This is a genomic window from Salmonella sp. NW722, from assembly GCF_051702785.1.
In the GTDB taxonomy this organism is placed as follows: Bacteria; Pseudomonadota; Gammaproteobacteria; order Enterobacterales; family Enterobacteriaceae; genus Salmonella; species Salmonella enterica.
This window is the reverse complement of the sequence record NZ_JAMMIN010000003.1, coordinates 254,982-268,973: the sequence shown is the minus strand read 5'-3', so window position 1 is coordinate 268,973 and position 13,992 is coordinate 254,982. Positions and strand designations below refer to the sequence as shown.

10 protein-coding genes are annotated in these 13,992 nt (G+C 47.4%); 7 read left to right on the top strand and 3 right to left on the bottom strand.

Annotated features, from left to right (window positions below):
* Positions 1–7: 7 nt before the first annotated feature.
* Entirely contained in the window at positions 8–445 is a 438-nt protein-coding gene (locus NA330_RS08945; RefSeq protein ID WP_023242374.1) for a winged helix-turn-helix domain-containing protein, read from the bottom strand.
* 522 nt (positions 446–967) lie between these two features.
* Between NA330_RS08945 and NA330_RS08940 the strand changes: the two genes are divergently transcribed.
* Positions 968–2,686 (top strand): aryl-sulfate sulfotransferase, encoded by a 1,719-nt coding sequence (locus NA330_RS08940; protein ID WP_023242373.1) that lies wholly within the window; start codon positions 968–970, stop codon positions 2,684–2,686.
* 45 nt (positions 2,687–2,731) lie between these two features.
* Here NA330_RS08940 and NA330_RS08935 read toward each other — a convergent pair whose 3' ends face one another.
* Positions 2,732–4,303 (bottom strand): bifunctional metallophosphatase/5'-nucleotidase, encoded by a 1,572-nt coding sequence (locus NA330_RS08935; protein WP_000262864.1) that lies wholly within the window; start codon positions 4,301–4,303, stop codon positions 2,732–2,734.
* A gap of 98 nt (positions 4,304–4,401) precedes the next feature.
* Positions 4,402–5,163, bottom strand: coding sequence for an outer membrane protein OmpK (locus NA330_RS08930; protein ID WP_000791534.1), 762 nt, complete (start codon positions 5,161–5,163; stop codon positions 4,402–4,404).
* Positions 5,164–5,757: 594 nt separating this feature from the next.
* Between NA330_RS08930 and NA330_RS08925 the strand changes: the two genes are divergently transcribed.
* The 6 genes from NA330_RS08925 (at position 5,758) to nhaR (ending at position 13,944) form a co-directional block, all read left to right on the top strand.
* Positions 5,758–7,251 carry a sulfatase family protein gene (locus tag NA330_RS08925; RefSeq protein WP_000831880.1) on the top strand — a complete coding sequence of 498 codons (1,494 nt, stop codon included), beginning with the start codon at positions 5,758–5,760 and terminating at the stop codon, positions 7,249–7,251.
* A gap of 98 nt (positions 7,252–7,349) precedes the next feature.
* Positions 7,350–8,540, top strand: a complete 1,191-nt coding sequence (locus NA330_RS08920; protein WP_023242372.1) for an anaerobic sulfatase maturase — start codon at positions 7,350–7,352, stop codon at positions 8,538–8,540.
* Between the two features lie 18 nt (positions 8,541–8,558).
* The gene (locus tag NA330_RS08915; RefSeq protein ID WP_001055834.1) at positions 8,559–9,812 is read left to right on the top strand and encodes an IS1/IS1595 family N-terminal zinc-binding domain-containing protein; all 1,254 of its coding nucleotides are present in this window, start codon (positions 8,559–8,561) and stop codon (positions 9,810–9,812) included.
* Positions 9,813–9,938: 126 nt separating this feature from the next.
* Positions 9,939–11,654, top strand: a complete 1,716-nt coding sequence (locus NA330_RS08910; RefSeq protein ID WP_023242371.1) for an aryl-sulfate sulfotransferase — start codon at positions 9,939–9,941, stop codon at positions 11,652–11,654.
* Between the two features lie 162 nt (positions 11,655–11,816).
* Positions 11,817–12,983, top strand: a complete 1,167-nt coding sequence (gene nhaA, locus NA330_RS08905) for a Na+/H+ antiporter NhaA (RefSeq protein WP_000681340.1) — start codon at positions 11,817–11,819, stop codon at positions 12,981–12,983.
* Positions 12,984–13,044: 61 nt separating this feature from the next.
* The gene (gene nhaR / locus NA330_RS08900; RefSeq protein ID WP_000062872.1) at positions 13,045–13,944 is read left to right on the top strand and encodes a transcriptional activator NhaR; all 900 of its coding nucleotides are present in this window, start codon (positions 13,045–13,047) and stop codon (positions 13,942–13,944) included.
* Positions 13,945–13,992 lie beyond the last annotated feature (48 nt).

Genomic DNA, 13,992 nt, shown 5'->3' with positions numbered 1-13,992 from the left:
TATCAAATTATTGTATTAAATAAATAACCGTTATGACCGTGGTTAGTAAAGCAAAAAATAATGATATATATTTATACTCTTCTTTTTTTAAAGAAGAGGGGAGGTTTTTCTTTTCATTGCTGATAATAATGTTAGCATCTACTTTAATACCAGTTCGAGGCACCGTGGAAAAAAACTGGCTCAGGCCAAAGCCTTTAAGATCGCGCCGCAGTAGATATAAAATCTGGGTCAGGTTGGCGTCGCTGATAAATTGACTTCTTTCCCCCCAAAGTTCATTAGTGAGTTGTTTTTTATAAATAATCTCTTGTTGTGCATGATTCAGCATATATTCCAGACACTTTATGCGCATTGCGGCAATTTTTATCATCTTTCCCGTTTTTATGTTTTTTAGCTCATTGGTCTTATCATTGTAAGTGTGCGTGCTGTTAATTAAATAAATAGTCATGATGTTATTTAATGGGTTTAATTGGGGTGGCGATAATAATATGCATATTAAATTTATGGATCAACTGGCGTGATTGTAATAGCGTCTTTTTTCCAGAGAAAATCGTATCGTGTCACAAAAATGATGGTTTTTTAGAAAAACTAAAATTTTATTTTTAGTCGCTCTAAAAATAAAATGATAATAGTGTTAATTTTTATCAGTAGATTGATATGCTTTGATTGATTTATTGTTGACATAAAATAATTTGAATTATGGCGCAAGGCCTATGTCAACCATAAAAAAGGTATAGGCTATTAGTCACAATGCATTAATGCTACATAATTGTTATGCTTTTATATTAGCGCCAGGGAAATAAAATCTTCGGATGATAAAGAATAGTTTTAGTCTGGGTGTTATTTTATGGATGTTTTATTTTAAATTATTAAACCGATTTCTCTTGTTGACGTAGGGTTATTTGCTAAGCAACGGGCTGGCTTGTTGCGGCCGCTCGTTGTCTATATCCCAATTAATCAGGAGAAACGTATGAATAAGAAAAGTTCGTCAATGGTTAACATGCCCGCACCGCGTGAGCCGATTAACCAGAAAATCGATACCAATAACGCATTGGTGTTAAATCATAACGCCATATATGAACAACGATTAGCGGAGATCACGCAATCTAATACCTGTGACAAGGCCATTGTCACTGTAAATCCCTACGGGACCGCCCCGTTGAGTCTCTATCTGGGGGTTTGGATGGATGAAGCTGCCGCGTTTGAGATCAATGTTGTTGATAGCGAAGCGACGACAGAGGAAGTGCGTTATCAATATGATGTACATCCGGGCGCTAACCTTATTCCTGTGTGTGGGATGGTATCCGCGGTGAATAATCAGATTACCCTACGCCTTGCCTCGCAAATTGTCGGGCAATATACAGTAATGACAGACGCATTACCGCCCACGGATTCGGCTAACGTGAGCCTTGGTTTCCCTATTATTAGCGTCTCCTGTCCTGCGCAGCAGGCCTCGCTGATGGAGGAAGGACTTTATTTCTCCACTTATTTTGATCGGTATAATCTGGCTTTTGATCATAACGGGATTGTCCGGTGGTATGTAAGTCAGGAAATCCCTTCTTATAATTTTGTCAGAATGGATAACGGCCATTTCCTGGCGACGTCACAGGGAATAAACCATTGTCTGAATATGTATGAATTTGACATTATGGGACGGGTTTATACGGTTTATCTTCTCGACAATGAGTTCCATCACTCCATTCTTCCCATTGAGAACAATCTGGCAGTTGCGCCTTCAGAATATAGCAATGGACGGCCAGATGGTTACTCAACCGGGAAAGATGGCGTTTCTATTATTAACTTATCTACCGGACTTGAAGTCGCCTATTACGATATGCTGTATGTGATGGATTATTCCAGATCGCCGCGTCCTTCCGGAAGCGCGCCAGGTCAGGATGTATCAATGGATGACTGGCTGCATATCAACCAAAGCTATATTAATGAACCCAACAATTTGCTGATCTGTTCCGGTCGACATCAGAGCGCGATTTTTGGCGTAAATGTGGATTCCGGCGAACTGCGCTTTATTATGGCGAACCATGAGGATTGGTCTGACGAATTCAAGCAATACTTATTAACCCCTGTCGATGATGATGGTGTCCCGCTGTACGATCTTACCTCGCCGGGAGGGATTGATGCGGCAGATAAGAATTTCTGGACCTGGGGGCAGCATAACATTGTTGAAATTCCAAACGATGAGCCTGGTATCCTGGAGTTTATGGTCTTTGATAATGGTAACTATCGTTCACGCGAAGATGCGAAAAGTCTGTTGCCGCTCGATAACTTCAGCCGGGTGGTGCAGTTTAAAATAAACCTAAACACGATGACCGTAACGCGTCCGTATGAGTATGGTAAAACGGAAGTCGGGAACCGGGGCTATAGCAGTTTTGTGAGCGCTAAGCATTTATTGACTAATGGTCACCTGGTTATTCACTTCGGCGCGACGACGGTTGATGAGTTTGAACATACCATTACCGCGCAACCAGGTTCCAGCGATCTTGTCGATCCGGATGAAGGGCAACAGGCGTTAGGTCGACTGGTATTACAAGAAATCAATAAAGAGACGAAAGAGGTCTTATTCGAAGCGATGGTGACGTCGGGCTATTTCAAGAACGAAGAGACGAATGGCACGAATTATCGTTATGATATTTCTGCATTTCGGGTATACAAAATGCCGCTGTTTGCATAACTAAGTATGTTATGCGGCCGGTTATCGACCGCATAACATTATGGTTTATTTGCTAATATCATCCACGCGCATGGTGTGGTCAGGTTGAATATTGTTAACCTGTTTCATATAGTTAACCAACGCCGGTGCGGTTTGTATCCCTATATATTTGATATTTTTACCTTTAGTGAAGGTAAATCCGCCACCGCCTTTACCGATAAAGGAATCCAGCGCGACGGTATAGAGTTTATTGTCTTCTACCGGTTTGCCTTTGATATCAAATTCAACAATACGCTGGCCCAGCGGTTTGGTGCTGTCATATTTAAACTGGACGGTTTTCGATACGTGCAGCATACCGTTTTTCAGATCGGCAGCGTGTGACATGATGGATTTCAGGTCTTTACCGCTGATTTCCATGCTCATGACATCGTTGGTGAACGGATACATACTCAGCACATCACCATAGGTGATATTGCCTTTTGGCAATTCGGTACGGATGCCGCCAGCATTATAGAAGGCAGCGTCGGCACCAGGAACGGTAGCCATCAGGGCGTCGGTGATTAAGTTGCCGGTTGGCGCGGATTCACCGTAAGAACGGGTCAGCACTTCCGGAGAGTGCGCGACCACCTCATCGGTAATTTTCTTAACCTTGTTATCCCATTCGTCAATTTTGGCCTGCGTGACTGGATCTGGCTTATAAGTATCCGCATACATGGTGATCAACTTACCATTGTAGCTGTCCACTTTTTTGGTTTCCGGGTTCCAGTCAAGCACCAGTTTACCTAATTCGATGGTGTACGCATCCGTGGAAACAACAAGGGTATCGCCCACTTTAATCGGTTCTGGCGTACCTTTATGCGCATGGCCGGTAATCAGGACGTTAAGTCCATAGCCTTCCAGCGATTTCGCCATATCAACGTCGGTTTTCAGCGCGCGCGCGACATCAGCCTCGCCTGCGCTGGACTGCATACCCGGCACGCCTTCGTGGGCGAGCAGCACGGTCAGGTCAACTTTCCCTTTTAACTCTTCCAGCTGTTTTTTCACATAAGGAATCGGATCGCGGCAGTCAACGCCTTCACGCACGCCTGCGGCAATCGCTTCATAGAATGCGGAAACGCCGTGCATACCGATGACGCCGATCTTGAATCCATCTTTTTCCACGATGGTATACGGTTCTTTAATTAATGGCGTATCTGTGCCGCTGTAAAAAACATTATCCAACAATACCGGGAATTGCAATTTGCTGAGTTGTTTAACCAGATTCTCATGGCCATGGTCAAATTCATGGTTACCGACAGAGACGGCGTCGTAAGGCATGGTATTTAAAATATCAATAATAGCCTCGCCTTTGGTCAGCGTACTGATAAAAGGTCCGGTGAAATAGTCGCCAGCATCAAAGAAAAAGACATCTTTCTCTTTCGCTTTTGCATCTTTGACAATTTTCGAGATGGGCGCAAAGCCGCCTACCGGACGTGTCTTGGATACATAGGGGATAATTTCTGGGGTTACATGGGCATGTAAATCGTTTGTATAATAAATTGTGATGTCACGCGCATCGGCTGAAAAGGAAATGGCTGAAGACAAACCAATGCACAGCGACAGTAGGGATATCGAAAACTTTTTGTTCATATAAACCATCCATTTACGCTACATTAAAGAAAAACAATGCCTGTAGTCGTGTCATTCACGACTACAAACCGGGGAAATTAAGTAATATTCATCAAGTTTATTAATTATTAAAACTCGAAGCCGATCAGGTAATTCATACGGTCGCCGTAGCCGTCATACCCCAATTTATTATTGAAGTAACGGTAAGAGACGGAGGCGGTCCATCGCGGCATAAATTTCCATGTAAACGTTACCGCGCCGTTCAGGCCGGTCGTCCCACCCTGTTGTTCGGCGTAGGCGTCATTACGATCCATTTCAACTTCGTTCCAGTTTGAAATGACGAACTTTTCATTAAACATATCGAAGTTATAAGCCGCGACCCAACCGAGAACATAACCGTTAAAGCCTGTCGCCTGTCCATACTTTTTAGAGGTATAATCGTTCGATAAGTTATGAACAGCGAAATAGGGCTTAATAAAGCCTGATGGGCTGGTTAAACCCAGATAACCTACCCCGTACATCATGTTTAATTCATCACCGAATTTATTCTCCATCGACATATAGAGTTTCATCATTGCGGTAAAGTTAGAGCCTTCTACCACCCTATAATGTCCCAGAAATTGGGTAACATGGTTACGGCCTTCTACCGGATGGTTGAGCACGTTCATTTCATAAAATGATGCAAATTCGCCCCTGTCAAACACGGCGCCGAAATCGGCTACCGCTTTCCACACTTCGCCGCGATCGACATTGACAAAGCCTTTATTCCAGTCGCCATATCCGAAGCTAAGTTTACCGTATACGCGTTTCAATTCCGCTGCCTGGCCATTAAAGCAAGAGAAAAGAACACATGCGGCGAGTAGACTATTAATATATTTCTTATTTTTCATGCTCAACTCCATGAGGTAAAAACACAGTGAAATGTTGTGTAAAGAAGCGAATTCTAAGGAGTGTCTTTTTATACGTAGGTGATAGATGTCTCAAAAATATCAGCGACATATAATCGTCAAATATTCGTGTCAGATAATGTTGTTTATTACGTGATAACTATTTGATTTATAGTTTATGTCTCTGTTGTAAAAGTCACACCGGATAGCATGAAATTAATGAAACTTCGAATGGGAATAATCTCTCGCAAAGACAACTTACTGCCATTAAATGAGGGTGTTACCGTTCAAACAGCAACATATATTGACATCACAATAGCGGTTCTGACATATGGGCCATATTTGAGATCTGCATCACTCGTTCGCGATTTCTTTTTTTATAGACTGCTTCAGGCGTGTTTTCTTTAGCACGAAATATATTTATGGTATTAATATTATAATGAGTGTGAATAATTTTCTACGATAAAACGATGTTAATGGAAGAAATATAAGACAAATCGAATATATATAGTGCAATTAATTCAGGCTGTATTCCGCAGCCGGGTCTATCGGCAAATATATCGTAATCAGACCGTGCGATAACTCAAAGGAGTTGAAATGAAAAGAACAGTCGTTGCCAGTATGATAGGGTTGGCGCTATGCGCTGGATGCGTATTATCAACCGCGCAAGCGGCAACCGCAAAGCGTCCTAACTTAGTCATTATTCTGGCGGATGATTTAGGGTATGGCGATCTCGCCACCTACGGGCACCGCATCGTTAAAACACCTAACATAGACAAATTGGCGCAGGAGGGGGTGAAGTTTACCGACTATTATGCGCCAGCGCCTCTGTGTTCTCCTTCCCGCGCGGGCCTGTTAACCGGTCGTATGCCGTTCCGTACCGGAATCCGTTCCTGGATACCGGAAGGCAAAGATGTTGCGCTGGGGCGTAATGAACTGACTATCGCCAATCTGCTAAAACAGCAGGGCTACGATACGGCGATGATGGGGAAATTACACCTGAATGCGGGCGGCGATCGCACCGATCAGCCGCAGGCGAAAGACATGGGCTTTGACTATACGTTGGTTAATCCGGCGGGATTTGTCACCGATGCTACGCTGGATAACGCCAAGGAGCGCCCGCGCTATGGCGTGGTGCATCCTACGGGGTGGATTCGTAATGGCCAACATATTGGCCGCGCAGATAAGATGAGCGGCGAGTTTGTGAGCTCTGAAGTGGTGAACTGGCTGGATAATAAGAAAGACGATAATCCGTTCTTCTTATATGTCGCCTTTACCGAAGTCCATAGCCCGCTGGCGTCGCCGAAAAAATACCTTGATATGTATTCGCAGTACATGACCGACTACCAGAAGCAGCATCCGGATCTGTTCTACGGCGACTGGGCAGACAAACCGTGGCGCGGCACCGGCGAATATTACGCCAATATCAGCTACATGGATGAGCAGGTCGGTAAAGTGCTGGATAAAATTAAGGCGATGGGCGAGGAAGATAACACCATCGTCATCTTTACCAGCGACAACGGCCCTGTCACGCGCGAAGCGCGTAAGGTATACGAGCTGAACCTGGCCGGGGAAACCGACGGTCTGCGCGGGCGTAAAGACAACCTGTGGGAAGGCGGCATTCGCGTACCGGCAATCATCAAATACGGCAAGCACATTCCACAGGGGATGGTAACGGACACGCCGGTATATGGTCTTGACTGGTTGCCGACGCTGGCCAACATGATGGACTTTAAACTCCCGACCGATCGTACCTACGACGGTCAGTCTTTAGTTCCGCTCCTGAAGGACAAGACGTTAAAACGCCAGAAACCGCTGATCTTCGGTATCGATATGCCGTTCCAGGACGATCCGACGGATGAGTGGGCGATCCGCGATGGCGACTGGAAGATGATCATCGATCGCCAGAATAAACCTAAATATCTCTATAACCTGAAAACCGATCGTTTCGAGACGCTCAATCAAATTGGTAAACAGCCGCAGATTGAGAAACAGCTTTACGGTAAGTTCCTGAAGTATAAAAAGGATATTGATAACGATTCGCTGATGAAAGCCCGTGGCGATAAGCCGACGCCTGTCACCTGGGGCTAATGGAATAATTATAAAAAATTAAGTATGCCACTTAGGGCGATGCCCACCTGATCCGGTCACTCTGTGCCGGATCAGGTTCTTTTATTTCAGGGAAGGTAATGATGTTTGGGAAAAGTTGTCAGGTCATGGTTAAACCAACCGGATCGGTGTGTAACCTTGACTGCAAGTACTGTTTTTATCTGGAGAAAGAAAAGCTCTATCCGGATCGAAAAAACCATTACAAAATGTCGGAAGAGACCCTCGAACTCTTCATCAGGCAGCAGATTGCCGCACAGGATATTGATGAGGTCATTTTTGCGTGGCAGGGTGGGGAACCCACATTAATGGGCATCCCGTTTTATCGTAAAGCCGTTGAATTTCAGCAGCGCTATTGTGGCGGCAAAACCATCGTCAATACCTTCCAGACCAACGGCATCCTGATCAACGACGACTGGGCGACCTTCTTCCGGGAGCATGATTTTCTGGTTGGCGTCTCTATTGATGGCGATGCCGCGTTACACGATGAATGGCGAGTGACGCGCTCCGGAAAGCCGACGCATGAAAAAGTAGAAAATGCGGTGCGTTGTCTGGCGCAGCACAACGTGGAATTTAATACCCTCACGGTGGTTAACCGTACCAATATGCACCATCCTGTTCAGGTCTATCGCTACCTGAAAAGCATTGGTAGCCGCTATATGCAATTTATCCCTTTAGTTGAACGCTGTGGGGAAAATGGGCTGGCGCAGCCGCAGGATAAACATATCGCGATGACGCCGTGGTCGGTCGATAGCCTGCAATTTGGTCAGTTTCTGAATGCGGTATTTGATGTCTGGATCCGTGAGGATATCGGCGATATCGGCATCCAGCTATTTGAACAGACGCTGGCGGCCTGGTGCGGCCTGCCGCCGCAGGTTTGCGTTTTTGCTCCCACCTGCGGCAGCGCGTTTGCGATGGAAATGAACGGCGATGTTTATAACTGCGATCACTTCGTATATTCGCAATTTAAACTGGGGAATATCCACCAGAAGACGCTGCGTCAAATGAATCAGGGCGAACAAAATCGCCAGTTCGGCAGCGATAAACAGCATTCAATGGCGCAGGAGTGCCATCGCTGTCAATGGAAGTTCGCCTGCTATGGCGGCTGTCCGAAACATCGTTTTTTACCCTCCGCGTCAGGCGCAACCAATCATAACTATCTGTGTGCAGGTTATCAGGCTTTTTTCTCGCATACCGCGACGGCGATGAGTGCCATGCGAACCCTGTATGAAAAAGGCATCTCACCTGCAGAAATAAAGTCAATATTTGTTTGAAGGTAGTATTCGCAGGGAGTGAATATGTTTTCTCACATTAATGTCGATGCTTGCAAAACGCCAGGCTGCAAAAATCTGGGGATTCTGGGGAGTCCAGACTATCTACCGCAAGGGAAAAATGTTCTCTGTCGAGCGTGCGGTTTTTTGTTCCCCATTATCTCAGCCAGATCGCTTAATCTTTTTCGCCAGGCGGCGAATCAACCCTGGAAAGGTCTGGTGAAGTCCTGTCCGCATTGTGGCGGGACGTCGCTGAAAAAATATGGATTTTCCACTAAAGGTGAACGGCGTATGTATTGCCGCCAGTGTAATAAAACGTTCATCTCCTATACCGCTATCAGAAGCGACGCCAGACAAGAGAACCTTGCCACGTTGATTGGCGAAGGAGCGTCGCTAGTTGAAATACGCGCGGCGCTGGCGATAGACAGCACGGGTTTTAGCCGCGAATTACAAAAACTGTCCCGTCGCGCTAATCAAGCGGAACGCGATTTTGTGTTTCCCGCGTTTGACATCGCTATGAGCACGCGGGCGTTTCGTGTGAAATTTAACGGCGGCGACAGCAGCTTATACGTGTTGGTGACGGCGGAAGAAGAGAGCGGTAAGGTCGTCGCGATCTCAACGAATTACTCTGCACAACCGGTGGAAGCGGATTATCAATATCATTCTGATTACGAAGAACGACTCCCGTCCGGCACGCTGGCGCATCTGGTGCAGCGAAAAGAGGCGATGACCATGCGCCGTAATGTATTATTTGATGTGGATTACGGCCCCGCCATTTTATATAAAAACGATCCGGGGATGTTAGTAAAACCCGTATTACCTGCTTATCGACATTTTGAGTTGGTTCAGGCGTTGACGGATGAGCGCTCCCTGAATGTCCAGCATTATCTCGATCACGAATGCTTCATTCTGGGCGGCTGTATGATGGCGAATTTTAGCTATCTTCGTCAGGGTCGCTGCCATATTTCGTTTGTGCGTGAAAGAGGCGTTACGCCGCCCAAACGCGATCTCCCTCCGCGGTTGTTTTTGAGCGGCGGAATTCGCAACAACGTCTGGCGTACATTTTCCACACGGGATTATGCGATGGCGGTATGTAATCTCACAGGAAATAAAAAGGTGAGTTTGTTACGCCATGCGACGTTAAATAGCGCGACGGCGTTTATTCGCTATGTTCACAACCATCCCTTCCTGCCGCATCTTAACCGGATGTCTCCTGGCAATGTTGTTGCCGTACTGGATTACCTAAAATTTGAATATAACGCTTCACGTAACTGAATTGCTAAAATAAAAAGTGTGATGAGGTGTTGTTGCGGTATTTTATTCGGACGGCTTAAAAATCCAGAGTATTAATTTTCGTGGTCCCCATGAGGGGCGATGAGATTAATACACTGGAGATTTATCATGAATACGTTGACTGCAACGTCTGTTGTCCTTCCTGCGCCGCGTCCGGCGATTAATCAGGGTATCGATATCAATAATGAAATGGTGCTTAACCATACCGCTATTTATGAAAATTGCCTTGCGCAGGTCACGCAAGAGAATACGGTAGAAAATGCGCTGATGTTGTTAGACCCTTACGGCACGGCGCCTTTAAGCGCCTATGCCGGCGTCTGGAGTCTGGAACCGGCTGAGATCATGGTCACGGTCCAGGATGCGGCAAAAACGGCGATGCCGGTAGAACATCTTTACACCCTTACGCCAGGCGCAAATCTGTTGCCGGTTCTGGGGCTGGTAGCGGATACTGAAAACCGTATTGTCTTTTCTCAGGCAGATACGCCACTTGCCGTCTATACGCTCACCACACAGCCGCTACCGCCGGTAGATTCCGCGGAAGTCGTATTAGGTTTTCCGATTATCAACGTGACGCAACCTGCTACCGATGCGGACAAGATGGCGCCAGGGTTTTATTTTATTACGCATTTCGATCGCTATAATTACGCATTAGATCAGAATGGTCTGGTGCGCTGGTACGTTACTCAGGATTATCCGTCTTATAATTTTGTTCGAATTGATAATGGCCATTTCCTCACTACTTCAGAAGCGAAAAATACCTATCTGGATATGTATGAGTTCGACATGATGGGGCGTCTTCACACATTCTATAATCTCGATAATCAATTTCACCATTCTATCTGGCCGTGGGATAGCAATACCATTGTTGCGCCCTCTGAATATACCTCGGGTCGGCCCGACGATTTGAAAACCAATGAAGACGGCGTATCGGTTGTCGATCTGACTACCGGGCTGGAGACCGCTTACTACGATATGGCGAAGGTGCTGGATACGACGCGGGTTTCCCGTCCTTCAGGTACGGCGCCGGGAGAAGACCCGACGGTTAAAGACTGGCTGCACATAAACCAGAGCTACGTGAATGAGACGAATCAGTTGTTAATTGCGTCCGGGCGTCATCAGAGCGCGGTGTTTGGCGTCGATCTACAAACGCAAGCGCTACGCTTTATTTTGTCAACGCATGAAGACTGGGACGACGCTTATCAGCCTTATCTTTTAACCCCGGTCGACAGTGAAGGTGTGGCGCTTTACGACTTTAGCAAACAGGAGGATATCGACGCGGCTGACCGTGACTTTTGGACGTGGGGCCAGCATAACGTCGTTGAAATCGCCAATAATACGCCGGGCATGGTGGAGTTTATGGTATTTGATAACGGTAATTACCGTTCACGTGATGACAGCAAAAGCCTGTTACCGCCGGATAACTACAGCCGCATTGTCCATTTCGTGGTGAATATGAATGAGATGACCGTTATGCGGCCATTTGAATACGGCAAGGAGCTGGGCGCGCGTGGCTACAGTAGCTGCGTTAGCGCGAAAGCGATCCAACAGAATGGCAATATTGTGGTGCATTTTGCCGACTGCACGTTTGATGAAAATGGCCGCGCCATCTCTTGCCAGCCTGGCGAGAGCGATATTATCGATCCGCAGGCGGGCAGCGAGGCGATGGGGCTGCTAATTTTACAGGAGATTGCGCCTACGGAGAAAACCGTGCTTTTTGAAGCGACCATGACGTCAGGTTACTACAAAAACGCGGAAACGAACGGGGAAGGCTATCGCTACGATATTACCAGTTTCCGGGTGTATAAAATGGATCTGTACGCGTAGCGGTCTATCATCAATGACTGACTGCACTAAAAAGGTCCGGCGTAAGTCGGACTTCATTTCGTAAAAAACGAGCTATTCATCATATATAATCTAATTTTAACGATGAGTCAGGCGAGGTAAGATAGTAGATTCGAAGAATTCACCTGATTGAGAGAATAAAAAGTGAAACATCTGCACCGATTTTTTAGCAGCGATGCCTCTGGGGGCATCATTCTCATCATCGCCGCTGCGCTGGCTATGCTGATGGCCAATATGGGCGCGACCAGTGGATGGTATCATGATTTTCTGGAGACGCCGGTTCAGCTACGGGTTGGGGCGCTTGAAATCAACAAAAACATGCTGCTGTGGATCAACGATGCGCTGATGGCCGTGTTTTTCCTGTTGATTGGCCTGGAAGTTAAGCGCGAACTGATGCAAGGCTCGTTAGCCAGTCTGCGCCAGGCCGCTTTTCCGGTGATTGCCGCCATTGGCGGGATGATTGTACCGGCATTGCTCTATCTGGCCTTTAACTACTCCGATCCGGTCACTCGCGAGGGCTGGGCTATTCCTGCCGCGACGGATATCGCCTTTGCGCTGGGCGTGCTGGCGCTGTTGGGCAGTCGGGTTCCGCTGGCGCTGAAAATTTTCCTGATGGCGCTGGCGATCATCGATGATCTCGGCGCCATCGTTATTATCGCACTGTTTTATACCAGCGATCTTTCTATCGTCTCGCTGGGCGTGGCGGCGTTCGCGATTGCCGTGCTGGCGCTGCTGAACCTGTGCGGCGTCAGACGGACAGGGGTATATATTCTGGTCGGGGCAGTGCTGTGGACGGCGGTACTGAAGTCCGGCGTTCACGCGACGCTGGCAGGCGTCATTGTCGGCTTCTTTATTCCGCTGAAAGAAAAACACGGTCGCTCGCCGGCCAAGCGTCTGGAGCATGTTCTGCACCCGTGGGTCGCGTACCTGATCCTGCCGCTCTTCGCTTTTGCAAATGCCGGCGTTTCTCTTCAGGGCGTCACAATTGACGGTCTGACCTCCATGCTGCCGTTGGGAATTATTGCCGGTCTGCTGATTGGTAAGCCGCTGGGGATTAGCCTGTTTTGCTGGCTGGCGCTGCGTTTCAAGCTGGCGCATCTGCCGCAAGGGACCACTTATCAGCAAATCATGGCGGTCGGCATTTTGTGTGGCATTGGCTTTACGATGTCCATCTTTATCGCCAGCCTGGCATTTGGCAATGTCGATCCGGAACTTATTAACTGGGCGAAATTGGGCATTTTGATTGGTTCATTGCTCTCCGCAGTGGTGGGGTATAGCTGGTTGCGCGCGCGTTTGAACGCGCCGGCATAATCAGTACGAAGGAAAGGGGGAGCGATGTATCGCTCCCTTGCGACATTGAACAGGGAGAGGAATGAGCATGTCTCATATTAACTACAACCATCTTTATTACTTCTGGCATGTCTATAAAGAAGGTTCTGTCGTGGGTGCCGCAGAGGCGCTTTTTCTGACGCCGCAAACCATTACTGGTCAAATTAAAGCCCTGGAAGAGCGTTTACAGGGGAAGCTATTTAAACGTAAGGGACGCGGTCTTGAACCCAGCGAACTGGGCGAGCTGGTTTTTCGCTATGCGGACAAAATGTTTACGCTAAGCCAGGAGATGCTGGATATCGTCAATTACCGCAAAGAATCAAACCTGTTGTTTGATGTCGGCGTCGCCGATGCTTTATCCAAGCGTCTGGTCAGCAGCGTTCTGGATGCGGCGGTGGTGGTAGACGAACCCATACATCTGCGTTGCTTCGAGTCCACGCACGAAATGTTGCTCGAACAGCTCAGCCAGCACAAGCTGGATATGATTATCTCCGACTGCCCGATAGATTCCACGCAGCAGGAGGGGCTATTCTCAGTCAAAATCGGCGAATGTAGCGTCAGTTTCTGGTGTACGAATCCGCTTCCTGAAAAAGCGTTCCCTGCCTGCCTGGAAGAGCGACGGTTGCTGGTGCCGGGACGGCGCTCAATGCTGGGGCGTAAGTTGTTGAACTGGTTTAATTCACAGGGGTTGCAGGTTGAGATCCTCGGTGAATTTGATGACGCGGCCTTAATGAAGGCGTTTGGCGCGACGCACGATGCGATTTTTGTGGCGCCGAGCCTTTATTCGCTGGATTTTTATGCCGATGAGTCGGTAATAGAGATTGGGCGTGTGGAGAATGTCATGGAAGAATATCATGCGATTTTTGCCGAGAGAATGATCCAGCATCCGGCGGTGCAGCGTATTTGCAATGCGGACTACTCGGCATTGTTTAAACTACAGTAGACGTACCTACCGTAATACTTCCGGCTGCGGTATTAACCCGCAGCCGGA